A 21,800-nucleotide genomic window follows, 5' to 3' on the forward strand; every position below is an offset into this window, starting at 1 on the left:
GCTTACTCCTCCCCCAGGATCTGCGGCACCTTGAAACGCTGCTGCTCCTGGGCCGGGGCGCCGGAGAGCGCCTGCTCGGGCGTGAGCGACGGACGGACCTCGTCCGGCCGCATGACGTTCGTCAGCGGGAGCGGGTGCGAGGTCGGCGGTACGTCTTGGTCGGCGACCTCGCTGACGCGGGCGACCGCGCCGATGATGTCGTCCAGCTGTCCCGCGAAGTGCTCGAGCTCTTCGGGCTTCAGCTCCAGACGCGCCAGCCGGGCGAGGTGGGCGACCTCCTCGCGCGTGATGCCAGGCATGCAGCGTTCCTCTGGGTGAGTGTGTGGTCGGGGCACTTCGGCCGGGACAAGTCGCTTGTCCCCGTCGATTCGGCCCAATCGGTTTGGCCCAATCCTATGGGGCCGGGCCCCGTGGCCGTTAAACGGTTTCCCCCGGGGCGCCTCACCCGCGCCGCGCGTCCCAGGCCGCACTGCTCAGGAAGTGATTGTCGTACAGCTCCTGGACCTCCAGCAGGCTCTCCCGGGTGGCCTCGCCGAGGGCGATGCGCTGGAGGTGGCGGAAGTACTCGAAGCGTTCGACGCCCGGGGTGAGGACGATGAGCAGGTCGGCGTCGGCGCCCGGCACGGCGGCGAAGGCGTGCGGCTTGCCGGGCGGGACGACGATCAGGTCGCCGGGCCCCGCGGTGACGACCTCGTCGCCGGAGAGGACGTCGGCGGCGCCGTCGATCAGGAAGAACATCTCGGCGGAGTTGTCGTGCCAGTGCGGCTTGGCGCCGTCCGCGCCCGCGGTGAGGGTGACGCGCTGGGTGGACAGGGCGCCGCCGGTGGAGCTGCTGTCGGCCAGCAGGCGCACGGTGGTGGGCGCGCGGCCGACGACCTCGGCCTCGGCCTCGCGGACGACCACGGACTCGTCGAACTTCGGAACGAACAGCGACATTCTCGAACCCCCTGAAGACGATTGGGCGCGCTCAGAGCGCGAAGAGCAGTCCGGCACTGATCAGGACAACGATCGCGGTGGCGAAGTGGATCCCGAAGGCCACCGCCTTCGTACCCCCGTGGCGCAGCACTATGAGCGTGTCGGCGAGCGGGACGAGGGCGACGCAGAGCATGAACCACGCCTCGGGGCGGGCACCGGCGAAGGCCAGCAGCGCCAGCCCCACCACACCGAGCGTGCCGTCCCTGACGCCCTTGATCGTCAGGTAGGCGGCGGCGTCACCGCCGGCGTCGGCCGCCACGCCGTAGCCGGTGGCGGCGGAGGCGGGCTGGAACAGGAAGCGGTACCCCAGGAACAGGCAGAACAGGTTGAGCACGACGGCCAGGGTGTATGCGGTGACGGTCACGGCTTCTCCTTGCTAGCAGCGCTAGGGACAAGAGTGACGCTAACAGAACGACGACAGGATGGCTAGCGTTGCTAGAATCGGGTTGCGACGGTCCACCCGCGCCGGGAGCGCGGTCGGGGTACGGGCTGGTACGGGCTGCGAGGAGCTGCCGGTCGGCCCTGCGGGCGGCTGGGGGCGCGCACGGGATACCGCCGGCGCCCGGCTCACGCGCGCCCGCACGCCGCGGCGGCGTGCGGGGCGGGTCGGGTGGCGCGGTCGTTGCGGTCAGGTCACTCGTCGCTCGCCGCCGCGGGCAGGGCGGCGGCGGCCCGGACCCAGCCGCGGGAGCCTCTGGCGAGCAGCCAGGCGGTGGTCTCCTCCGGCGGCATCGCGGCCGCGACCAGCCAGCCCTGTACGGCGTCGCAGCCGAGGTCCCGCAGGCGCTCCCAGGTCTCGTCGTCCTCCACGCCCTCGGCGACGACCAGCAGGCCGAGCGAGTGGGCGAGGTCGACGGTGCAGCGCACGATCTCGGCGTCCTCGTTGTCGATGGCCAGCCGGGCCACGAAGGAGCGGTCGATCTTCAGCTCGCTGACGGGCAGCCTGCGCAGGTGGACGAGGGAGGAGTAACCGGTGCCGAAGTCGTCCAGGGACATCTTGACGCCGTGTCCGGTCAGCGCGTTGAGGGTGTCGGCCGCGCGCTGCGGGTCCTCCAGGAGGACGTGCTCCGTGATCTCGAGTTGGAGCGCTCCCGCGGGCACTCCGTGCCGGGCGAGCCGGGCGGCCACCGAGCCCGCGAAGCCGGGGGTGTGGACGTCGCGCGGGGAGACGTTGACCGCGACCGGCACGAACAGCCCCTGGGCGCGCCACCGGGCGACCTGGCCGAGCGCCGTCTCCAGTACGTACTCGGTGAGGTGGGGCATCAGCCCGGAGGACTCGGCGATCGCTATGAACTCGTCCGGCGGCACCTTGCCCCGCTCGGGGTGCACCCAGCGCACCAGGGCCTCCAGGCCCGCGACCTGGCCGTCGAAGCGGACCTTGGGCTGGTAGTGCAGCTGGACCTCGTGGGCGTCCAGGGCCCGGCGCAGGTCGCCGAGGAGGCCGAGCCGGTCCGGGGTGTTGGAGTCCCGCTTGGACTCGTAGACCTCCACGCCGGTGCGGTCCCGCTTCGCCTGGTACATCGCCACGTCGGCGCGGCGCAGCAGTCCCTCGGCGTCCAGCGCGTGGTCGGGGAAGACGGCGACGCCCGCGCTGGCCTCCAGGACCAGGGTGAGCCCGTCCAGGTCCATGGGGGAACTGAGGGCGCCCACCAGGCTCCGGGCGATCCGGGTCGCCGACGTGGTGGAGTCGGCGACGGGCAGTAAGACGGCGAACTCGTCACCGCCGAGCCGCGCGGCCTCCGCCCCGCGCGGCAGGGCCTGCCGCAGCCGGTCGGCGGTCTGCAGCAGCAGCCGGTCGCCGGCGAGGTGCCCGAGTGTGTCGTTGACCGACCGGAAACGGTCGAGGTCGATCAGCATCAGGGCGGCGCGGGCGCCGATGCGCTCGGCGTCGTCCAGCGCGGTCCAGGTGCGCTCCAGGAGCCACTGCCGGTTGGGCAGGCCGGTGAGCGGGTCGCGCAACTGCTCCTCGGCGCGGGCGCGGGCGATCCACAGCGTGGAGTCGAGGGCGATGAGCGGGATGGCGAACAGCGGCAGAAGCAGCGGCTTGGCGACGGCGACGACGCAGACCAGCGGGGCGATGCCGAGCAGCGCGACCGCGACCAGTCCCTGTCTGACCAGGGCGGTGCGGGCGACGGTGGGCAGACCGGGGCGCGGGGTCTGGAGGTACCACAGCAGGGCCCGGGTGACGGCGAGGTAGGCGACGGCGACGAGCGCCACCTTGGGGGCCGCGTACACCCCCCAGGTGGCCGGGTCCCAGGGGTGCTCCACGGACGGTACGGAGCCGCAGACGCCGAGGACCAGGGCACCCGCGGCGATGCCGAGGATGTCCACCGCGCCGTGCAGGACACCCTGCCGCCAGCGGCCCCGCCGGGCTATCCCGACCAGGACGACGACGGTGAGGCTGACCATGCCGGCCGGGACCCAGCCGTACAGCAGCAGGACGGCGAGGGTGAGGGCGGCGCCCGAGCCGGTGCCGCCCCACCAGCGGGAGCGGCCGAGCATGACCAGGTGGCCGACGACGATGCCGGCCAGCACGGCCAGGGACCAGCCGACGGTGCCGGACGGGAAGAGGGCGTGTCCGTCGCTGAACGCCCGGTAGAAACCGGCGCCCAGGACGAAGGCGGCGGTCGCGACGACGGCCGCGGGCAACGCGGGCCAGGACAGGTGCCGTTCGCCGTCCGGATCGGCGAGGCCGTGGGGGTGTCCTTGCGGGTGGCCGTGGGGGTGGCCGACGGCCTGCGGCACGCGGGTGCCCGTCGCGGAAGGCGGGGCGCCACCATCGCGTTGCCCGAGCCACCGGCTCACGTGCCACGCGCCCGCCATGCGACGCAGGCGCAGCCGTGAGCCCGCGGCGGCGCTCTCGGTCGGTTCCATTCCCGTCCCTCTCACAGCCGGCGGTGCCCACGCCACGCGGCCCCCGCCTCGACCACCTTCAACGGCTCCGCGTCGGAGACCCCTCCCCCTGTCACTCGGGGCAGGGGGGTGCCCCGACCGCAGCTGGGCACGGCGGGCGCACACCTCAACAGTAGGCCGCGGAAGGCTTCCAGGGGCACTGGTCGTCGACGGTTGCCCGAATGCCACCCGGCCACCCGTATGCATCTGATATGCGCCGATCGGGTGGCCTTCAACCGCTATTCCTCAGCCGAAAGCGCGACATCCGCCGCCGCTTCGGGTCCTTGTTCGAGCAGAACGGCGAAACCGTCCTCGTTCAGAACCGGCACCTTCAGCTGCATCGCCTTGTCGTACTTCGAACCGGGGTTGTCACCGACCACGACGAACGACGTCTTCTTGGACACCGATCCGGTCACTTTCGCGCCCCGGCTCTGGAGGGCTTCCTTGGCGCCGTCCCGGGTGAAGTTCTCCAGGGTGCCGGTGACGACGACGGTGAGTCCTTCGAGCGGGCGCGGACCTTCGTCCTCCCCCGTCGAGCGGTCCTCCAACGGGACCCCGGCCGCCTTCCACTTGCGCACGATCTCGCGGTGCCAGTCCACCGCGAACCACTCCTTGACGGCGGTGGCGATGGTGCCACCCACGCCGTCCGTGCTCGCCAGCTCCTCCTCGGTGGCCTGCTCGATGCGGTCGATGGAGCGGAACTCGCGGGCGAGGGCCTGGGCGGCGACCGGCCCGACGTACCGGATGGAGAGGCCGTTGATGAACCGGGCCAGCGGGCGGGCCTTGGCCTCCTCGATGTGCTGGAGCAGCGCGAGGGTGTTCTTCTTCGGCTCGCCCGCCTTGTTGGCGAAGACCATGGCGGTCTTCTCCTCGCCGGTCTCCGGGTCGCGCTTGGGCAGCCCGCTGTCCGGGTCGAGGACGTACGCCTTGATGGGCAGCAGCTTCTCGACGGTGAGGTCGAAGAGGTCGCCCTCGTCCACCAGCGGCGGCTCGGCCGGCTCCAGCGGCCCGGTCAGCGCGGCCGCCACGACCCCGCCGAAGTGCTCGATGTCCAGGCACTCCCGGCCCGCGAGGTAGGCGACCCGCTCGCGCAACTGGGCGGGGCAGGCGCGGGCGTTGGGGCAGCGGAGGTCGATGTCGCCCTCCTTCATCGCCTTCAGCGGCGTCCCGCACTCGGGGCACTCGGCCGGCATCACGAACTCCCGCTCGCTGCCGTCCCTCAGGTCGGCGACCGGACCGAGGATCTCCGGGATCACGTCACCGGCCTTGCGCAGCACCACGGTGTCGCCGATGAGCACGCCCTTGGCCTTGACGACCTCCTGGTTGTGCAGGGTGGCGAACTCCACCTCGCTGCCGGCCACCGTGACCGGCTCGACCTGCGCGTACGGCGTGACGCGGCCGGTGCGCCCGACGCCCACCTTGATGTCGAGGAGCTTGGTGTTGACCTCCTCCGGCGCGTACTTGTAGGCGATGGCCCAGCGGGGCGCGCGGGCGGTGGAGCCGAGCCGCCCCTGGAGGCGGATCTCGTCGAGCTTGACGACGACGCCGTCGATCTCGTGCGCGACGGAGTGCCGGTTCTCGCCGTAGTACGCGATGAACTCGCGTACGCCGTCCAGGCCGTCGACCACCCGGTTGTGCGGGGAGGTGGGCAGGCCCCAGGTCTTCAGCAGGTCGTACGCCTGTGAGAGGCGGGTCAGACCCGCGTAGCCCTCGAGGATGCCGATGCCGTGGACCACCATGTGCAGCGGACGGGAGGCGGTGACGCGCGGGTCCTTCTGGCGCAGCGAACCGGCCGCGGCGTTGCGCGCGTTGGCGAAGGGCTTGTCCCCCGCCTCGTTCAACCGGGCGTTGAGCTCCTGGAACTTCTCCATCGGGAAGTAGACCTCGCCGCGGATCTCCACCAGGTCGGGGACCTCGTCGCCGGCCAGGCGCTCGGGGATCTCGGCGATGGTGCGGACGTTGGGCGTGATGTCCTCGCCGGTGCGGCCGTCGCCGCGGGTGGCGGCGCGGACGAGGCGCCCGTGCTCGTAGGTGAGGTTGACGGCGAGTCCGTCGACCTTCAGCTCGCACAGGAAGTGGTACTCCTGCTCGCCCAGCTCCCGGGCGATGCGGTCGAACCAGGCGGCCAGCTCGTCGTCGTTGAAGGTGTTGTCCAGGGAGAGCATCCGCGTGGGGTGCTGCACGGCCGTGAACTCGGTCGCGTAGGCGCCGGCGACCTTCTGGGTCGGGGACTCGGGGGTGCGCAGCTCCGGGTGCCGCTCCTCCAGCTCCTCCAGGGTGCGCAGCAGCCGGTCGAACTCGGCGTCGCTGACGACGGGCGCGTCGTTCACGTAGTACCGGAAGCGGTGCTCCTCGATCTGCTCGGCGAGCTGCGCGTGCCGCTCCCGCGCCTCGGCGGGCACGCTCGTCGTCTCCGCCTGCTTGTCGCCCTGCTTGTCGCCGGCCACCGTATGTCCTCCCGTTACTCTGGGTTGTCCGCGAGAGATCTTGCCGCCCGGACGCAGTGGGCGAGCGCGCGCCGGGCGTAGTCCGGGGAGGCACCCGCGAGTCCGCACGCCGGAGTGACGGTGACCGCCTCCGCGAGCAGCTCCGGACGCAGCCCCAGCCTGCGCCACAGCGTTCTGACACCGGAAACGCTACCGGCAGGGTCTGACAATGCGGTGTCCGTGCCCGGCACGACACCGGTGAAGAGCCGGGTGCCGCCCTCGACGGCCTCGCCGATCGCGTCGTCGTCACGCTCGGTGAGGAGCGCGAAGTCGAAGGAGACGCCCGCGACGCCCGCCCGGCGCAGCAGGGCGAACGGCACGTCCGGCGCGCAGGAGTGGACCACGACGGGGCCTCCGTCGTGCACCCCGGCGACCTCGCGGAGGGATGCCTCCACGACCTGGCGGTCGACGGCGCGGTGGGTGCGGTAGCCGCTGGCGGTGCGCACCTGGCCGCGCAGGACGGCGGTGAGGGACGGCTCGTCGAGCTGGAGGACGGGGCGGGCTCCCGGGACGCGGCGCCGGATCTCCGCCAGGTGCAGGCGCAGGCCCTCGGCGAGCGAGGCGGCGAGGTCGCGGCAGGCGCCGGGGTCGGAGAGGACCGCCTCGCCGCCCCGGAGTTCCAGGGCGGCGGCGAGGGTCCACGGGCCGACGGCCTGGACCTTGAGCGGGCCCTCGTAGCCCTGGGTGAACTCCTCCAGGGCGTCGAGGTCCTCCCCGAGCCAGGCCCGGGCGCGTTTGGTGTCCCGGCCCGGACGGTCGCCGAGCCGCCAGCCGCTGGGCTCCACGCGCGCGTACAGCTCGACGAGCATCCCGGCGGTGCGGCCGATCATGTCGGCGCCGGGGCCGCGGGCGGGCAGCTCGGGGAGGAAGGGGAAGTCCTCGAAGCTGCCGGTGGCGGTTTTGGCGGCCTCTCGGGCGTCGTGGCCCGGGAGGCTGCCGATGCCGGTGGCGGGGGCGAAGGTGTCGTTCACGGGGCAAGCGTACGCAGGGGCTCGGGGCTTGATTCCGCCCCCGCCGCCCCCGCCGGCAGGGCGCTCACCTTCCGGGGCGCACCGTCAGGTCGTTGACCTCCGCGTCCCTCGGGAGGTCCAGGGCCATCAGGATCGTGGTGGCGACGGACTCGGGGTCGATCCACTTCGCGGGGTCGTACTCCTTGCCCTCCTGCTGGTGGACCTTGGCCTGCATGGGGCTGGCGGTGCGGCCGGGGTAGACCGAGGTGACGCGGACGCCGTTGGCGTGCTCCTCCTGGCGCAGGGCGTCGGCGAGCGCCTTCAGGCCGTGCTTGGAGGCGCCGTACGCGGCCCAGCCGGCGTGGGCGTTGAGCCCGGAGCCGGAGTTGACGAAGATCACCTGGCCCTGCGCGACGCGGAGCTGTGGCAGCAGGAGGCGGGTCAGCTCGGCGGGGGCGACCAGGTTGACGTTGAGCTGGTTGGTCCAGGTCTTCGGGGTGAGGTCGCCGACCGGGCCGAGGTCGACGACCCCGGCGATGTGCAGCAGCGAGTCCACCCGGTCGGGCAGGCTCTGGTGGGAGAGGGCCCAGGACAGCTTGCCGGGGTCGGACAGATCGCCGACCAGGGTCTTCGCACCGGGGAGCGCGGCGGCCAGTTCCTTGGCGCGGCCCGCGTCGCGCGCGTGCAGCACGACCTCGTCACCGCGTTCGTGCAGGCGGCGGGCGACGGCCGCGCCGATGCCGGAGCCCGCTCCGGTGATCACATGTGTAGCCATGCCCGCCATGCTCGCACCACCGGCGTCCTACTCGATGCCCTGGCTCTCCTCCAGATAGGCGAGCGCGCCCACCGGCTCCTCGGCGAAGAAGACCAGCTCGGTGAGGGGTCGGGGCAGGAAGCCCTCGTCCTCCATGCGGCGGAACTGCTCCTTGAGGCCGTCGTAGAAGCCCGCGGTGTTGAGCAGGACGACCGGCATGTCGGTGTGCCCGTGCTTCTTCAGCTCCAGGATCTCGGTGGCCTCGTCGAGCGTGCCGGTGCCGCCCACCATGATGACCACGGCGTCGGCCTTCTCCAGCAGCAGCCGCTTGCGCTCGGCCAGGTCCTTCGCGATCACCATCTCGTCGGCGCCCTCGCGGGCCTTGGCCGCCAGGAAGTCCACCGAGACCCCGAGCAGCCGTCCGCCGGACTCCTGCACGCCGTCGGCGACCACCTTCATCAGACCGACGTCGGAGCCGCCCCAGACGAGGGTGTGCCCGCCCTTGCCGAGCAGCTCGGCGAACTCCTTCGCGGGGCGCGTGTAGCGCTCGTCGAGGTCGGCGGCGGAGAGGAAGACGCAGATGTTCATGGCCTCCACCGTACGGCCCGGTCCGGAGGGGAAGAACCCGGCCTGCGGAGACGCTGTAGTACGTGACGCAGACCACTGCCACCAGGAGGACGACCGTGACCAAGGGACTCAAGGGACACGTCATCACCGTCGAGCCGAGCGACCGGCACGTGCGCGTGGTGCACGACGGGCAGGTACTGGCGGAGAGCGACGGGGCGTTGGTGCTGCACGAGACGGGCTGTCCCGACCGGTACTACATCCCGCCCCGGGACGTACGCCTGGATCTGCTGTCCCCGTCCGACACGCACACGCACTGCCCCTTCAAGGGCGACGCGTCCTACTGGTCGCTGCCCGGCGCGGCGGACCTGGTGTGGGCGTACCCGGATCCGAAGCCGGAGGTCGCGGAGATCAGGGACCACCTCTGTTTCTACGAAGTCGAGGTGTCCTGAGCGATGAAACACCTGCCGTAGGGCAGTCTGCACAGGCATGGAGATGACGACTGTTTCGCGTGACGGCACCCGCATCGCCTACGAACGCTCCGGGCGCGGACCGGCGGTCGTGCTCGTCAGCGGCGCCATGTCGACCGGCGCCACGATGGCGCCGCTGGCCGCCGAGCTGTCGGGCCGCTTCGACGTCACCGTGTACGACCGCCGGGGGCGCGGCGAGAGCGGCGACACCGCGCCCTACGCGGTGGAACGCGAGATCGAGGACCTGGCGGCGCTGATCGAGGTTCTGGGCGGCGAGGCGTCGTTGTACGGGATGTCGTCGGGCGGCGCGCTGGTGCTCCGGGCGGCGGCGAGCGGTCTGCCGGTGCGCCGGGTCGCCGTGTACGAGGTGCCGTACGCCATGGACGACGCCGCCGCGCGGGCCGCGGCCCAGTACACCGGGCGGCTGACCGAGGCCCTGGGGCAGGGGCGGCGCGGGGACGCGGTGGAGCTGTTCCTCCGCCACACGGGGCTGGGCGAGGAGATGATCCGGGGTGCCCGGCAGTCCCCCATGTGGGCCGGGATGGAGTCGGTGGCGCCGAGCCTCGCGTACGACGACGCCGTGCTGGGCGACAGCCGGGTGCCCCGCTCCGAGATCGCCGCGATCACCGTGCCGCTGCTGGTCCTCGCGGGCGGCGCGAGCGACGCGTGGTGGCACGAGGCGGCCCGGACGATCGCGGAGGCGGCTCCCGAGGGCAGCTACGGCACCGTGGAGCGGCAGACCCACATGGTGGAGCCGGGCGTACTGGCGCCGGTGCTGACGGAGTTCCTCGCGGGCTGAACCGGCGCCGTCGAGGTCGCCCTCGTGGGTCCGGGCGGACGGCTCAGGCGGCTCCGGCCGTCGCGCGCGTGGTGGACGCGATGGTCGCCGAGCCCACCACGCGGGTGCCGTCGTACAGCACGATCGCCTGGCCGGGGGCGACGCCGCGGACCGGCTCGGTGAAGGTGACCTCCAGGGTGCCGTCGACGAGTTCGGCGCGGACCTCGGTCTCGCCGCCGTGGGCGCGGAGCTGGGCGGTGTAGGTGCCGGGGCCGGTGGGGGCGGCGCCGCACCAGCGGGGCTTGATCGCGCGGAGGGCGTCGACGTCGAGGGCCTCGGCCGGGCCGACCGTGACGGTGTTGTTCACCGGGGAGATGTCCAGGACGTAGCGCGGCTTGCCGTCGGGCGCCGGGGTGCCGATCCGGAGGCCCTTGCGCTGGCCGATGGTGTAGCCGTAGGCGCCCTCGTGGGTGCCGAGCCGGTTGCCCGCCTCGTCGACGATGTCACCCTCCGCCCTGCCCAGGCGGTTGGCGAGGAAGCCCTGGGTGTCGCCGTCGGCGATGAAGCAGATGTCGTGCGAGTCGGGCTTCTTGGCCACCGCGAGGCCCCGGCGCTCGGCCTCCGCGCGGATCTCGTCCTTGGTGGTGACCGTGTCGCCGAGCGGGAACATGGCGTGGGCGAGCTGCCGGTCGTCGAGCACCCCGAGGACGTAGCTCTGGTCCTTGGCCATGTCGGAGGCGCGGTGCAGCTCGCGGACGCCGTCCTCGCGCAGGATCACCTGGGCGTAGTGGCCGGTGCAGACGGCGTCGAAGCCGAGCGCGAGGGCCTTGTCCAGGAGGGCCGCGAACTTGATCTTCTCGTTGCAGCGCAGGCACGGGTTGGGGGTGCGCCCCGCCTCGTACTCGGCGACGAAGTCCTCGACCACGTCCTCCCGGAAGCGGTCGGCGAGGTCCCACACGTAGAACGGGATGCCGATGACGTCGGCGGCGCGGCGGGCGTCCCGTGAGTCCTCGATGGTGCAACAGCCGCGGGCGCCCGTGCGGAAGGACTGCGGGTTGGCGGAGAGCGCCAGGTGGACGCCGGTCACGTCGTGCCCCGCCTCGGCCGCGCGGGCGGCGGCGACGGCGGAGTCGACTCCGCCCGACATGGCGGCGAGGACGCGGAGGGGACGGGTGCGCTGCGGGGTCTCAGTCATAACTCCACCAGAGTACGGGGGAAGCGGGAACCGGAGCGCGCGAGTATGCGTTGAAGATCGCATGGGGGCGAAGCAGGGATCCACGAGCGGGTCCACACCGGGCGGGCCGGCCGGCGGCGGGTCCGCGGACGGCGACCGCCGCATCGGCCGCCGGGCGCTGATCGTCGGCGGGGCGGCGGCGGCCGTGGGGACCGGTGTGCTGGCCCGCGACGAGCTGTCCCGGCTGTGGTGGCGGATACCGGGCGTCGAGCGGCCCCGCGAGGACGGCGTGGTCGACTACGCGGGCGCGCGCTGGGTGGCGGCGTCGGACGCGAACTGGCGGCGGGCGGACCGGCCGGACGACTTCGGCATCGACATGGTGATCGTCCATGTCACCCAGGGCAGCTTCGACAGCGCGGTGCGGGCCTTCCAGGACCCGGGGCACAAGGCGGCCGCGCACTACATCGTCGGGCAGGACGGGCGGGTCACCCAGATGATCCGCGAGCTGGACGTGGCCTACCACGCGGGCAACCGCGACTACAACGAACGCAGTGTCGGCATCGAGCACGAGGGCTTCGTGGACCGCCCGCAGGACTTCACCGACGCGATGTACGCCGCCTCCGCGCGGCTGACGGCGGGGATCTGCGCGCGGTACGACATACCCGTGGACCGCAAGCACATCCTGGGCCACGTGGAGGTGCCGGGCACCGACCACACCGACCCGGGGCCGCACTGGGACTGGGACCGGTATCTGAAGCTCGTGCGGCGCGCGGCCACGAGCACGCCGTCGAAGCCGCCGACCAAGGCCTGAGCCCCCGGCAGGCCCGGCCCTCGGCAGGGCGGCCCGGTCTTACGACAGCCCCGCCGCCCGGGCGCGTTCCACCGCCGGACCGATCGCCTTGGCGACCGCCTCCACGTCGGCCTCGGTCGAGGTGTGCCCCAGGGAGAAGCGCAGGGTGCCGCGGGCCAGGTCGGGGTCGGTTCCGGCGGCCAGCAGGACGTGGCTGGGCTGGGCGACGCCCGCGGTGCAGGCGGAGCCGGTGGAGCACTCGATGCCCTGGGCGTCGAGCAGCAGGAGGAGGGAGTCGCCCTCGCAGCCCGGGAAGGTGAAGTGGGCGTTGGCCGGCAGGCGTCCCCCGGGTGACGGGTCGCCGCCGAGGATCGCGTCCGGGACGGCCGCACGGACGGCGTCGACCAGGTGGTCGCGCAGGGCGCCGATCTCGCGGGCGAACCACTCGCGCCGCTCGGCGGCGAGGCGCCCGGCGACCGCGAAGGAGGCGACGGCGGGGACGTCGAGGGTGCCGGAGCGCACGTGGCGTTCCTGGCCGCCGCCGTGCAGGACGGGGACCGGGGTGTACTCCCGGCCGAGCAGCAGCGCGCCGATGCCGTAGGGGCCGCCGATCTTGTGGCCGGAAACGGTCATGGCGGCGAGCCCTGAGTCGGCGAAGCCGATCGGGAGCTGACCGAAGGCCTGGACCGCGTCGGCGTGCAGCGGCACGTCGAACTCGGTGGCCACGTCGGCGAGTTCCCGGACCGGCATGACGGTGCCGATCTCGTTGTTGGCCCACATGACGGTGGCGAGGGCGACGTCCCCGGGGTCGCGGGCGATGGCCTCGCGGAGCGCCTCGGGGTGGACCCGGCCCTGGGCGTCGACCGGCAGGTACTCGACGGTGGCGCCCTCGTGCTCGCCGAGCCAGTGGACGGCGTCGAGGACCGCGTGGTGCTCGACGGGGCTGGCCAGGACCCGGGTGCGGGCCGGGTCGGCGTCGCGTCGGGCCCAGTACAGGCCCTTGACGGCGAGGTTGTCGGCCTCGGTGCCGCCGGAGGTGAGGACCACCTCGCTGGGGCGGGCGCCGAGCGCCTCGGCGAGGGTCTCGCGGGCCTCCTCGACGGTGCGCCGCGCCCGGCGGCCGGACGCGTGCAGGGAGGAGGCGTTGCCGGTGGCGCTCAGGTGCGCGGTGAGCGCCTCGACCGCCTCGGGAAGCATCGGGGTGGTCGCGGCGTGGTCGAGGTAAGCCATGGTGCGGCCGATTCTACGGGGCGGTTCCGCCCGGTCTCAGACCAAGGTTGGCCTCGTCGGGCAGCGGCCGGGACGAGACGGTGAGGTGGTTCACAGGCTCCAGGACATGGTGCTGTCGGCGGCCATGAAGGCGACCAGGACCAGCAGGTCGGCGACGCCCAGGGCGAGACCGAGGAGGGCCCGGCCGCGGCGGGCGGTGCCGCGCCACAGGGCGATGCCGGCCAGGGCGATGGCGACCGGGCCGAGGAAGACGTTGAGGACCAGCAGTCCGAGGAGTCCGAGGACGAAGGAGGCGACGGCCATGCCGTCGGTGTCGTGGATGCCGGTACGACGGGTGGTGCGGGGGCTCTCGGTGGTGCGGTCGGCCGGTGCGGTGAGCTGCATGGTGTTCTCCCTGCCGTGCGTCGGTGGAGGTGGGTCAGTGGGCGGAGGTGCTCCGCCGGCGGCCGTGCCGCTCACGGACCGCGAAGATGCCGAGCCAGAGGGCGATGACCAGGCCGGCCGCGACGGAGACGGTCAGCGGTGCGTGGGCGACGGCGCCCAGGACCACTCCGAGGAGCAGAAGTGCGACGACGAGAAACAGCATGGAACGGGTCCCCCAACCTTGTGCGGACGCTTCGGTGAACGGTTGTGGTTACAGTTGTTCACTGACTTCCCAGTCTAGCGCGCCGTACTGCTTTTCAATTCCGGAGAACAGTTGTTAACTGCATGGCATGAGTCACACGCCCGGCGTTCGGCAGGCGCAGAAGCAGAAGACCCGGCAGGCGCTCCTGGACGCGGCGCTCGGCCTGCTGGAGGAGCAGAGCCTGAGCAGCCTGGGGCTGCGCGAGGTCACCCGTGCCGTGGGGGTCGCTCCGACCGCCTTCTACCGGCACTTCCAGTCCACGGCGGATCTCGGCGTGGCGCTGGTCGAGGAGGCGCTGGGCAGCCTGCACCCGATGATCCGGACCACCATGTCACCGGCCGAGGACGACGACGAACGCATCGCCCGCGCGGTCGAGTTGATCGCCGGTCATGTGGCCGCACACCCGGCCCACGTCCGTTTCGTCGCGCGGGAGCGGCACGGCGGCGTGCAGCCGGTGCGCCGGGCGATACGCGAGCAGTTGGCGCGGTTCGCCGAGGAGGTGCGGGCCGAGCTGGCCACGGACGCGTCGGCGGCGGGCTGGAGCGAGACCGACCTGCGCATGCTGGCGGGCCTCTACGTCGACCAGATGCTGATCACGGCCTCCCTCTTCCTGGAGACTCTGGACGCCCCGGAAGAGGAGCGCCGCCGGGCCGTCGAGACGGCACGGCGGCAACTGCGGCTGATCAGCGTCGGCCGCAGGCACTGGCTGGACTGAGTACTGGCTGGACCGAGTACTGGCTGGACTGAGTGCTGGCTGGACTGCCGAGTACTGGCCGGCCCGAGGAGCCGCCGGGTCAGCCGAGCCGGACCCGGGCCAGCTGGCGGGACTGGGCGACCAGGCGGTCGGCGCTGTCCCAGACCTCGGCGTCCTCCTCCAGGAAGCCGCCGGCGAGGTTGCGGGTGGTGATGGAGACCCGCAGCGGGCCCGGCGCGGGGCGGCACCGCACGTGCGCGGTCAGCTCGACCGTCGGCACCCAGCCCTTGAGACCCAGCTCGAAGGCGGTCGGCGGCAGCGCGTCCACCGCGAGGAGCAGCGACAGCGGGTCGGCGTCGCGGCCGTCGGCGAGGCCGAACCAGGCCCGCATCTCCCCGCGGCCCGAGGGCTGCCCCAGCGCCCAGCCCAGGGTGGCGGGGTCCAGTTTGAGCATCAGCCGGTCGGCGATGGCCGAGCTGCCCTCGACCGGGGCGGGGCCGTCCTCCGGGCCGAAGCACTGGTCCATCGACGGCATCGCGGGCGGCTTCGCCGAGGTGCGGACGTCGTCCGGCAGTGCGTCGAGGTCGCCGTAGGTGGCGAGGACGCGGATGCGCTCGACCTCGTTGCCCTCGTCGTCGTACTGGAGGAGGGAGGCCTGGCCGGTGGAGAGGGAGCGCCCCGTGCGGACGGTCTCGGTGCGCACGACCGCCGGGCCCGGCTGGGAGGCGGTGAGGTAGTGCGCCGAGATGGTGAAGGGGTCGGGGTGCGGGAGCGCGTCGCCGAGGGCCCGGCCCAGGACGGCCAGCAGATAGCCGCCGTTGACGGCGTTGATGATCGTCCAGCCGGCCGACAGGTCGATGTCGTAGACGCCGGGGGCGCGTCGGGTGACGGCGGTGTCCCGGTCGAACTCGCTGTCGCCGATGGTGGCCCGTACGGCCGCTGCGGAGGCTGCTTCTGGCATGACTGCACGGTACAACAGGGCGCTACTAAGCGGTAGCTTTCTCTTCGTCGCGCTCCCGCGCCCGCAGATACGTCTCCAGCTCCGCCGCCCCGGCCACCATCGCCCGGCCACGGGCCGACACCCGGTCGTGCCACTCGCGCAGGGCGGCCTCCAACGGCTCCACTCCCCCGGCCGAACGCACCTGGGCGATCACGGACGCGATCCGCTCCAGCGGGTAGCCGCCGCGCCTGAGCTGGTGGGCGAGGCGGGCGTCCCGGACGTCGGCCTCGTCGTAGCGGCGGTACCCGGTCACCGGGTCGCGCCGTGGGCGCACCAGGCCGGCCCGCTCCCACTTGCGCAGGGTCGCGGGCCGGATCCCCAGTTCCGCCGCGAGCGCCCCGACGAACCCACCCGTCGGTCCCGGCGGACCCTCGGGGGGCTCGGGCACCAGGTCCCGCAGCGCACCCGTCACGGCCTCCAGCGTCCGCCGGTCGTCGAGCAACTGGGCGTGGCTCTCGTCGATCAGCCGGAACGCCTCGTCGAGCGCACCCTCGTCCACTCTTCGCATCACCGCGGCCGCCGTCCCGTGGCCGTGGCCCGCCACCAGGGCGAGGAACGCGGCCAGGGCCCGCGCGTGCAGCGGGGTGTAGACGCGGTAGCCACTGGCCGTCCGGGCGGCGGGCGGGAGGATGCCGGCCGCCTCGTAGTTCCTGACCGCCTGCGCCGACAGGCCGTGCGCACGTGCCAGGTCGACGGGCCTGAGCCCGCCCCTGCTTTGAGGGTTTACGGCCATCTCTCCCATGCTCCCGCAGCAAATTTTCAACCGAAAGTTCAACGATACCGTTGAAGCCATGGCTGAACGCATCCAGGACATCGCCCTGCCCCTCGACGCCGCCGCAGTCATGCGGCTGTTCCCCGCCCCGCCCCGGCTGCTCGCCCTGGGCGAGCCCACCCACGGCGAGGACCTCTTGCTCGACGTGCGCAACGACGTCTTCCGCCAACTCGTCGAGCGGCACGGCTACCGGACGATCACGATCGAGAGCGACTGCCTGAAAGGGCTGGCCGTGGACGACTACGTCACCTGGGGCACCGGCACCCTCGACGAGGTGATGGCGCACGGGTTCAGCCACGGTTTCGGCGCCAGTGCGGCCAACCGGGAGCTGGTGCGCTGGATGCGCGCGTACAACGAGGACCGGCCCGCGCACGAGCGGATCCGCTTCGCCGGTTTCGACGGCCCGCTGGAGATCACCGGTGCCGCGAGCCCCCGGCAGGCCCTCACCGCCCTGTACGGGTACCTCTCGTCCGCGGTGGACCCGGCCCTGCTCCCCTGCACCACCGAGACACTCGACCGTCTGCTCGGCGCCGACGACCGGTGGACCGAGCCCGCGGCGATGACGGACGCCGCGCGGTCCGTGGGGCGGTCGGCCGAGGCCGGGGAGCTGCGGACGCTCGCCGCCGACCTGGTGTCGCTGCTGGACGAGCAGACGCCCCACCTGCTCGCCTCCTCCGCACGGGAAGACTGGGAGCGGGCGCGACTGTACGGACGTACCGCCACCGGACTGCTGACCTACCACTACTGGATGGCCGAGGCCTCCCCGGCCCGCATGACCCGGATGCTGGGCGTGCGGGACCGGATGATGGCCGCCAATCTCCTCGCACTCGCCGAGCGGGGGCCGGCCTTCGTGCACGCCCACAACTCCCACCTCCAGCGCGAGAAGAGCTCGATGCGGATGTGGCAGGGCCGGCTGGAGTGGTGGAGCGCGGGTGCCCTGGTCGGCGCCCGGCTCGGCGAGGAGTACGCCTTCGTGGCCACGGCGCTCGGCACCATCCGGCACGAGGGGGTGGACACCCCGCCGCCGGACACCGTCGAGGGGCTGCTGTACGACCTCCCGGACGACCCCTGCGTCCTCGACCCCGCGCTGCTGGCCGGCGCCCTCGGCGACCCGCGGCCCGCGCCCCGGGTGTCGCCCTGGTTCGGCTACGCCCCGCTCGACCCCGGCCACCTGGACTCGGTCGACGGCCTCGTCTTCGTCAGGGACATGCCGCACCCGTGAGCGGAGCCGGCGGTCAGTCCCCCTCCACCACCGTCGACCGGCGGTTCCAGGCGCGCGGCGCCCGCCAGTGGAAGCGCAGGGCGAGCAGCCGCAGGACGAAGGCCGTGACGACCGCGAGCCCGCTGGTGAACGGGGTGAGCGCCTCGTAGCGGATGCACAGGGCGACCATCGCGGAGCCGACGATCGCCGGGACGGCGTACAGGTCGCGGTCCCAGCGCAGCAGTGAGGGCACCTCGTTGGCGAGCACGTCGCGCAGGACGCCGCCGCCCACCGCGGTGGTCAGGCCCAGACAGGCGGAGGCGGTCAGACCGAGGCCGTAGTCGTACGCCTTGGTGGTGCCGGCGACGCAGAACAGGCCGAGCCCGGCCGCGTCGAAGATGTTCACGCCGGTCTGGAGGCGCTCCACGTGGGGGTGGAGGAAGAAGACCAGCAGCGTCGCCAGCAGCGGCGTGAGGAAGTACCCGAGGTCGGTGAAGGCGGCGGGCGGCACCGCGCCGATCACCAGGTCCCGGAACAGCCCGCCGCCCAGCGCGGTGACCTCGGCGAGGACGGCGATGCCGAAGACGTCGAAGTTCTTGCGTACGGCCAGCAGCGCGCCGGAGATGGCGAAGACGAAGATGCCGACCAGGTCGAGGGTGTGCTGGACGGTGGGGCTGAAGAGTTGCTCGTACACCCTTCCATTCTTACCTGCCGAAGAGCCCCCGCCTTACAAACAAAGGCGGGGGCTCTGGGCAGGGCACAGTGAACGAGGTCACTTCTCCTTGGCGGGAGGCTCCTCGTCGGTGCTCCCGGCGCTCTCGGCGGCGGGCTCGTCGCCGTCCGACGCGGCATCGTCCGAGGCGGCATCGCTCGACGCGGCATCGTCCGAGGCGGCATCGTCCGAGGCGGCATCGTCCGAGGCGGCATCGTCCGAGGCGGCATCGTCCGAAGCCACTTCCTTCGACGCGGCACCGTCCGACGCGGCGTCCTCCGACGCGGTCTCCTCCGAAGCGGTCTCCCCCGAAGCGGTCTCCCCCGCGGCCTCGACCTCCGCGGCCACCGCCGCCGAGGTCGCCGCCGACTCGGCCAGCGCGTCCTCCGACACCAGCTCCGCCGCCTCCTTGGCGGCGGTGAGCAGGACGACGTCCTGCGGGGCCTGGTCCTCGAAGTTCTCCGGGTGGTGGCAGGCCACCCGCTGGCCCGGCCGCAGCTCCTTGAGCGGGGGCTCGGTGGTCGTGCAGATCTGCGTCGCCTTCCAGCACCGGGTGTGGAAGCGGCAGCCGCTCGGCGGGGCGATCGGCGAGGGCACGTCGCCCTTGAGCAGGATGCGCTCGCTCTTCGCGCCGCGCCGCGCCGGGTCCGGGATCGGGACGGCCGACATCAGCGCCTTGGTGTACGGGTGCATCGGCGACTTGTAGAGCAGGTCGCGGTCGGCCAGCTCCATGATCTTGCCGAGGTACATCACCGCGATGCGGTCCGAGACGTGCCGGACCACCGAGAGGTCGTGCGCGATGATCACGTACGTCAGGCCCAGCTCCTGCTGGAGGTCGTCGAGCAGGTTGACGACCTGGGCCTGGATCGACACGTCGAGCGCGGAGACCGGCTCGTCGGCCACGACCAGCCTCGGGTTGAGCGCGAGCGCGCGGGCGATGCCGATGCGCTGGCGCTGTCCGCCGGAGAACTCGTGCGGGTAGCGGTTGTAGTGCTCGGGGTTGAGTCCGACCACCGACAGCAGCCGCTGGACCTCCTTCTTGACCCCGCCCTCGGGCTGGACGCCCTGGAGCTTGAAGGGGGCGCTGACGATCGTGCCGATGGTGTGGCGCGGGTTCAGCGAGGAGTACGGGTCCTGGAAGATCATCTGCACGTCGCGGCGCAGCGGACGCATGCCGCCGACCCCGAGGTGGGTGATGTCCTTGCCCTGGAACTCGACCTTGCCGGCGGTCGGTTCGAGGAGTCGGGTGATCAGCCGGCCCATGGTCGACTTGCCGCAGCCGGACTCGCCCACGACGCCGAGGGTTTCCCCCGAGCGGACCTCGAAGTCGATGCCGTCGACGGCGCGGACGGCGCCGACCTGGCGCTGCAGCAGGCCCTTCTTGATGGGGAAGTGCTTCTGCAGCCCGGTCACCTTGAGCAGGGTTTCGCCGGGGGCCGCACCCTTGGTGAGGGTGGCGGTCCCGACGGACTTGCCCTCGGTGCCGTCGCTCTGCGCGGGGATGGCCACCGCTTCGTCCTTGGCTTCGTCGCTCACAGCTTCGGCGCAATCTCTTCGGTCCAGATACGCTCCCGCTGCTCCTGCGACATGTGGCAGGCGGCCCAGTGCTTGCTGCCGACCTCGGTCAGCTCGGGGCGGACCGTGCGGGTGACGTCGTCCTTGGGCACGTCGGCGTACGGGCAGCGCGGGTTGAAGGCGCAGCCGGACGGGAGGTTGATGAGGGAGGGCGGCGAGCCCTTGACCGGGATGAGGCGTTCCTGCTGGTCGCGGTCGAGCCGCGGCATCGAGCCGAGCAGGCCCCAGGTGTAGGGGTGCCGGGGCTCGTAGAACACCTTCTCGGCCGGACCGCGCTCCACGCACCGGCCGCCGTACATCACCAGGAGGTCGTCGGCCAGCTCGGCGACGACGCCCAGGTCGTGGGTGATGACGATGACCGCGGAGCCGAACTCCTTCTGCAGGTCCCGGATCAGGTCCAGGATCTGTGCCTGGACGGTGACGTCCAGGGCGGTGGTCGGCTCGTCCGCGATGAGCAGCTCGGGGTTGTTCACCAGCGACATCGCGATCATCGCGCGCTGGCGCATACCGCCGGAGAACTCGTGCGGGTAGCTGTCCACCCGCTTGTCCGGCTGCGGGATGCCGACCCGGTCGAGCATCTCGACCGCGCGCCGCTTGGCGGTCTTCTTGTCCACCTTGTGGTGGATGCGGTAGGCCTCCACGATCTGCTGGCCGATCGTGTAGTACGGGTGCAGCGCGGACAGCGGATCCTGGAAGATCATCGCCATCTCGCGGCCGCGCAGCTTGCGCACGTGGTCGGGGTCGGCGGACAGCAGCTCGGTGCCGTCCAGCCAGATCTCGCCCGAGATCCGCGCCTTGCGCTTGCCGTACTGGCCGGCGGTGTGCAGGCCCATGATGCCGAGCGAGGTCACCGACTTGCCGGAGCCGGACTCGCCCACGATGCCGAGGGTCTTGCCCTTCTCCAGCTGGAAGGAGAGCCCGTCCACGGACTTGACCAGGCCGTCGTCGGTCGGGAAGTGGACCTTCAGGTCGCGTACTTCCAGGAAGGCGGTCGGCGCGGGCGAGCTGCCGGTGGGCTCGCCCACCGCTGCCCCGCTCTTGCTCAGTTCGGTCATGCGAGCCTCACTCGGGGGTCGATCACGGCGTACAGGATGTCCACCACGAGGTTGGCGATCAGCACCGCGAGAGAAGTGATCAGGACGACGCCCAGGATGAAGGGCAGGTCGTGGTTCTTGATCGCGTCCAGCACCTTCTGGCCGAGGCCGGGGAGGCTGAACGTGGTCTCGGTCAGGATGGCGCCGCCCATCAGGGCGCCGAGGTCCATGCCGAGCATGGTGAGCAGGGGGGTCAGGGTAGACCGCATCGCGTGCTTGCTGATGACGACCTGTTCCTTGAGTCCCTTGGCCCGCGCGGTGCGGATGTAGTCCTCGCCGAGGATCTCCAGCATGGTGGCGCGGGTGATCCGGGCGTACATCGCGGCGTACAGGAAGGCCAGGGTGATCCAGGGCAGGATCATGCCGCCGAGCCATCCGGTGAGGCTGTCCTCGAGCGGTACGAACTCGCCGTCGATCCAGCCGAGGCCGTAGGAGAAGATCGCCAGGCTCAGCAGACCGGTGAAGTAGATGGGGAGGGAGACACCCGCCAGGGCGACGACCATGGCGCCGCGGTCCCACAGCGTGCCGCGCTTGAGGGCGGAGAGCACACCGGCGGCCACGCCGAAGATCAGCCACAGCACGGCGGCACCGAGCGCGAGAGCCAGGGTCACCGGGAAACGCTCGGTCAGCACCGGCCAGACCGACTGCTCGGTCTTGAAGGAGTAGCCGAAGCAGGGCGCGGCGCATTGGGTCACGTCGCCGCCGGCCGCGTAGGTGCGACCCGCGAAGATGCCCTTGAAGAACTCCCAGGCCTGGACGAAGACCGGGTCGCCCAGACCCAGCTTCTCCCGCACACCCTCGACGGCGGCGGGGTCCGCCTGCTTGCCGACGAAGTTCAGGGCGATGTCGACCCCGGCCCACTTGGGGACGAGGAAGAAGATGCAGAAGACCACCAGGATGATGACCACGAGCATCACTGCGGCGGCGAACAGCCGCCTGATGAGGTAAGCGAGCACGGGTTGCGGCCCGCTGCGTCCCGCGGGCCGCCGGAGGTCGTCCGACGGCCCGCGGTCACGCCGCGCCGGCCTTCACCTGCCTTTCGTGCCGTACGGCGGGTGTACCGG

The 21,800-nt window shown here is 72.2% G+C and carries 23 protein-coding genes; 5 read left to right on the forward strand and 18 right to left on the reverse strand.

From position 1 onward, the window contains the following. Positions 1 to 2: 2 nt before the first annotated feature. The 8 genes from gatC to Sru02f_RS30490 all read right to left on the reverse strand — a co-directional run bounded on the left by gatC (position 3) and on the right by Sru02f_RS30490 (position 8,645). Positions 3 to 299: an Asp-tRNA(Asn)/Glu-tRNA(Gln) amidotransferase subunit GatC gene (gene gatC, locus Sru02f_RS30455; RefSeq protein ID WP_003973500.1), complete on the reverse strand. Its 297-nt coding sequence runs from the start codon at positions 297 to 299 to the stop codon at positions 3 to 5. A gap of 142 nt (positions 300 to 441) precedes the next feature. Next, entirely contained in the window at positions 442 to 936 is a 495-nt protein-coding gene (locus Sru02f_RS30460; RefSeq protein ID WP_109036216.1) for a cupin domain-containing protein, read from the reverse strand. Positions 937 to 967: 31 nt separating this feature from the next. Then, the gene (locus Sru02f_RS30465) at positions 968 to 1,339 is read right to left on the reverse strand and encodes a DUF4267 domain-containing protein (protein WP_109036218.1); all 372 of its coding nucleotides are present in this window, start codon (positions 1,337 to 1,339) and stop codon (positions 968 to 970) included. 269 nt (positions 1,340 to 1,608) lie between these two features. Next, positions 1,609 to 3,849, reverse strand: a complete 2,241-nt coding sequence (gene rmdB, locus Sru02f_RS30470; protein WP_109036221.1) for a cyclic Di-GMP phosphodiesterase RmdB — start codon at positions 3,847 to 3,849, stop codon at positions 1,609 to 1,611. A gap of 257 nt (positions 3,850 to 4,106) precedes the next feature. After that, complete coding sequence (ligA, locus tag Sru02f_RS30475; protein ID WP_109036223.1) at positions 4,107 to 6,314, reverse strand: NAD-dependent DNA ligase LigA; 2,208 nt, start codon at positions 6,312 to 6,314, stop codon at positions 4,107 to 4,109. A 14-nt stretch (positions 6,315 to 6,328) separates the two neighbouring features. Continuing rightward, on the reverse strand, positions 6,329 to 7,324 hold the full coding sequence (locus Sru02f_RS30480) for a methionine synthase (RefSeq protein ID WP_109036225.1): 996 nt from the start codon (positions 7,322 to 7,324) through the stop codon (positions 6,329 to 6,331). Positions 7,325 to 7,388: 64 nt separating this feature from the next. Beyond that, positions 7,389 to 8,078 carry an SDR family oxidoreductase gene (locus Sru02f_RS30485; protein ID WP_167469827.1) on the reverse strand — a complete coding sequence of 230 codons (690 nt, stop codon included), beginning with the start codon at positions 8,076 to 8,078 and terminating at the stop codon, positions 7,389 to 7,391. Positions 8,079 to 8,105: 27 nt separating this feature from the next. Then, positions 8,106 to 8,645 (reverse strand): LOG family protein, encoded by a 540-nt coding sequence (locus Sru02f_RS30490; protein ID WP_109036229.1) that lies wholly within the window; start codon positions 8,643 to 8,645, stop codon positions 8,106 to 8,108. 95 nt (positions 8,646 to 8,740) lie between these two features. On the opposite strand from Sru02f_RS30490, the gene Sru02f_RS30495 reads away from it, so the two are divergent. Both Sru02f_RS30495 and Sru02f_RS30500 read left to right on the forward strand, forming a co-directional pair. Next, entirely contained in the window at positions 8,741 to 9,073 is a 333-nt protein-coding gene (locus Sru02f_RS30495) for a DUF427 domain-containing protein (RefSeq protein WP_109036231.1), read from the forward strand. A 37-nt stretch (positions 9,074 to 9,110) separates the two neighbouring features. Then, positions 9,111 to 9,890 (forward strand): alpha/beta fold hydrolase, encoded by a 780-nt coding sequence (locus Sru02f_RS30500; protein ID WP_109036233.1) that lies wholly within the window; start codon positions 9,111 to 9,113, stop codon positions 9,888 to 9,890. A gap of 43 nt (positions 9,891 to 9,933) precedes the next feature. Here Sru02f_RS30500 and mnmA read toward each other — a convergent pair whose 3' ends face one another. Beyond that, positions 9,934 to 11,064 (reverse strand): tRNA 2-thiouridine(34) synthase MnmA, encoded by a 1,131-nt coding sequence (gene mnmA / locus Sru02f_RS30505; protein WP_109036235.1) that lies wholly within the window; start codon positions 11,062 to 11,064, stop codon positions 9,934 to 9,936. A gap of 61 nt (positions 11,065 to 11,125) precedes the next feature. Between mnmA and Sru02f_RS30510 the strand changes: the two genes are divergently transcribed. After that, a complete protein-coding gene (locus Sru02f_RS30510; protein WP_109036237.1) occupies positions 11,126 to 11,854 on the forward strand; it encodes an N-acetylmuramoyl-L-alanine amidase in 729 nt (242 codons plus the stop codon). A gap of 39 nt (positions 11,855 to 11,893) precedes the next feature. Here the strand turns inward: Sru02f_RS30510 and Sru02f_RS30515 are convergent, their stop codons facing one another. The 3 genes from Sru02f_RS30515 to Sru02f_RS30525 form a co-directional block, all read right to left on the reverse strand. Next, complete coding sequence (locus tag Sru02f_RS30515; protein WP_109036239.1) at positions 11,894 to 13,063, reverse strand: cysteine desulfurase family protein; 1,170 nt, start codon at positions 13,061 to 13,063, stop codon at positions 11,894 to 11,896. Positions 13,064 to 13,153: 90 nt separating this feature from the next. Then, a complete protein-coding gene (locus Sru02f_RS30520) occupies positions 13,154 to 13,447 on the reverse strand; it encodes a DUF4190 domain-containing protein (protein ID WP_109036241.1) in 294 nt (97 codons plus the stop codon). Between the two features lie 34 nt (positions 13,448 to 13,481). Then, positions 13,482 to 13,649 (reverse strand): hypothetical protein, encoded by a 168-nt coding sequence (locus Sru02f_RS30525; protein WP_109036243.1) that lies wholly within the window; start codon positions 13,647 to 13,649, stop codon positions 13,482 to 13,484. Positions 13,650 to 13,776: 127 nt separating this feature from the next. Here Sru02f_RS30525 and Sru02f_RS30530 point away from each other — a divergent pair, with 127 nt between their 5' ends. After that, positions 13,777 to 14,403, forward strand: coding sequence for a TetR family transcriptional regulator (locus Sru02f_RS30530; RefSeq protein WP_109036245.1), 627 nt, complete (start codon positions 13,777 to 13,779; stop codon positions 14,401 to 14,403). Between the two features lie 79 nt (positions 14,404 to 14,482). Here Sru02f_RS30530 and Sru02f_RS30535 read toward each other — a convergent pair whose 3' ends face one another. Together Sru02f_RS30535 and Sru02f_RS30540 are read right to left on the reverse strand one after the other, a co-directional pair. Continuing rightward, entirely contained in the window at positions 14,483 to 15,343 is an 861-nt protein-coding gene (locus Sru02f_RS30535; protein ID WP_109036247.1) for a thioesterase family protein, read from the reverse strand. Positions 15,344 to 15,368: 25 nt separating this feature from the next. Continuing rightward, the gene (locus Sru02f_RS30540) at positions 15,369 to 16,115 is read right to left on the reverse strand and encodes a TioE family transcriptional regulator (protein WP_109036249.1); all 747 of its coding nucleotides are present in this window, start codon (positions 16,113 to 16,115) and stop codon (positions 15,369 to 15,371) included. 58 nt (positions 16,116 to 16,173) lie between these two features. Here Sru02f_RS30540 and Sru02f_RS30545 point away from each other — a divergent pair, with 58 nt between their 5' ends. Next, on the forward strand, positions 16,174 to 17,376 hold the full coding sequence (locus Sru02f_RS30545; RefSeq protein WP_109036251.1) for an erythromycin esterase family protein: 1,203 nt from the start codon (positions 16,174 to 16,176) through the stop codon (positions 17,374 to 17,376). Between the two features lie 13 nt (positions 17,377 to 17,389). Here the strand turns inward: Sru02f_RS30545 and Sru02f_RS30550 are convergent, their stop codons facing one another. The 4 genes from Sru02f_RS30550 to Sru02f_RS30565 all read right to left on the reverse strand — a co-directional run bounded on the left by Sru02f_RS30550 (position 17,390) and on the right by Sru02f_RS30565 (position 21,692). After that, on the reverse strand, positions 17,390 to 18,049 hold the full coding sequence (locus Sru02f_RS30550) for a trimeric intracellular cation channel family protein (RefSeq protein ID WP_003973517.1): 660 nt from the start codon (positions 18,047 to 18,049) through the stop codon (positions 17,390 to 17,392). A 78-nt stretch (positions 18,050 to 18,127) separates the two neighbouring features. Further along, entirely contained in the window at positions 18,128 to 19,603 is a 1,476-nt protein-coding gene (locus Sru02f_RS30555; RefSeq protein ID WP_109036253.1) for an ABC transporter ATP-binding protein, read from the reverse strand. Further along, positions 19,600 to 20,697: an ABC transporter ATP-binding protein gene (locus tag Sru02f_RS30560; RefSeq protein WP_003973519.1), complete on the reverse strand. Its 1,098-nt coding sequence runs from the start codon at positions 20,695 to 20,697 to the stop codon at positions 19,600 to 19,602. Before Sru02f_RS30560 ends, Sru02f_RS30555 begins: the two co-directional genes overlap by 4 nt. After that, positions 20,694 to 21,692, reverse strand: coding sequence for an ABC transporter permease (locus Sru02f_RS30565; RefSeq protein WP_109036255.1), 999 nt, complete (start codon positions 21,690 to 21,692; stop codon positions 20,694 to 20,696). The genes Sru02f_RS30560 and Sru02f_RS30565 overlap by 4 nt, the downstream gene beginning before the upstream one ends. Positions 21,693 to 21,800 lie beyond the last annotated feature (108 nt).

Origin of the sequence: Streptomyces rubrogriseus, from assembly GCF_027947575.1 — a bacterium.
Classification (GTDB): domain Bacteria; phylum Actinomycetota; class Actinomycetes; order Streptomycetales; family Streptomycetaceae; genus Streptomyces; species Streptomyces rubrogriseus.

Bases quoted from the DNA above. Each gene is read 5' to 3' on its own strand.
- gatC (WP_003973500.1), bottom strand. From the start codon at position 299: ATGCCTGGCATCACGCGCGAGGAGGTCGCCCACCTCGCCCGGCTGGCG.
- Sru02f_RS30460 (WP_109036216.1), bottom strand. From the start codon at position 936: ATGTCGCTGTTCGTTCCGAAGTTCGACGAGTCCGTGGTCGTCCGCGAG.
- rmdB (WP_109036221.1), bottom strand. From the start codon at position 3,849: ATGGAACCGACCGAGAGCGCCGCCGCGGGCTCACGGCTGCGCCTGCGT.
- Sru02f_RS30485 (WP_167469827.1), bottom strand. From the start codon at position 8,078: ATGGCTACACATGTGATCACCGGAGCGGGCTCCGGCATCGGCGCGGCC.
- Sru02f_RS30490 (WP_109036229.1), bottom strand. From the start codon at position 8,645: ATGAACATCTGCGTCTTCCTCTCCGCCGCCGACCTCGACGAGCGCTAC.
- Sru02f_RS30500 (WP_109036233.1), top strand. From the start codon at position 9,111: ATGGAGATGACGACTGTTTCGCGTGACGGCACCCGCATCGCCTACGAA.
- mnmA (WP_109036235.1), bottom strand. From the start codon at position 11,064: ATGACTGAGACCCCGCAGCGCACCCGTCCCCTCCGCGTCCTCGCCGCC.
- Sru02f_RS30510 (WP_109036237.1), top strand. From the start codon at position 11,126: ATGGGGGCGAAGCAGGGATCCACGAGCGGGTCCACACCGGGCGGGCCG.
- Sru02f_RS30515 (WP_109036239.1), bottom strand. From the start codon at position 13,063: ATGGCTTACCTCGACCACGCCGCGACCACCCCGATGCTTCCCGAGGCG.
- Sru02f_RS30520 (WP_109036241.1), bottom strand. From the start codon at position 13,447: ATGCAGCTCACCGCACCGGCCGACCGCACCACCGAGAGCCCCCGCACC.
- Sru02f_RS30525 (WP_109036243.1), bottom strand. From the start codon at position 13,649: ATGCTGTTTCTCGTCGTCGCACTTCTGCTCCTCGGAGTGGTCCTGGGC.
- Sru02f_RS30530 (WP_109036245.1), top strand. From the start codon at position 13,777: ATGAGTCACACGCCCGGCGTTCGGCAGGCGCAGAAGCAGAAGACCCGG.
- Sru02f_RS30535 (WP_109036247.1), bottom strand. From the start codon at position 15,343: ATGCCAGAAGCAGCCTCCGCAGCGGCCGTACGGGCCACCATCGGCGAC.
- Sru02f_RS30540 (WP_109036249.1), bottom strand. From the start codon at position 16,115: ATGGCCGTAAACCCTCAAAGCAGGGGCGGGCTCAGGCCCGTCGACCTG.
- Sru02f_RS30545 (WP_109036251.1), top strand. From the start codon at position 16,174: ATGGCTGAACGCATCCAGGACATCGCCCTGCCCCTCGACGCCGCCGCA.
- Sru02f_RS30560 (WP_003973519.1), bottom strand. From the start codon at position 20,697: ATGACCGAACTGAGCAAGAGCGGGGCAGCGGTGGGCGAGCCCACCGGC.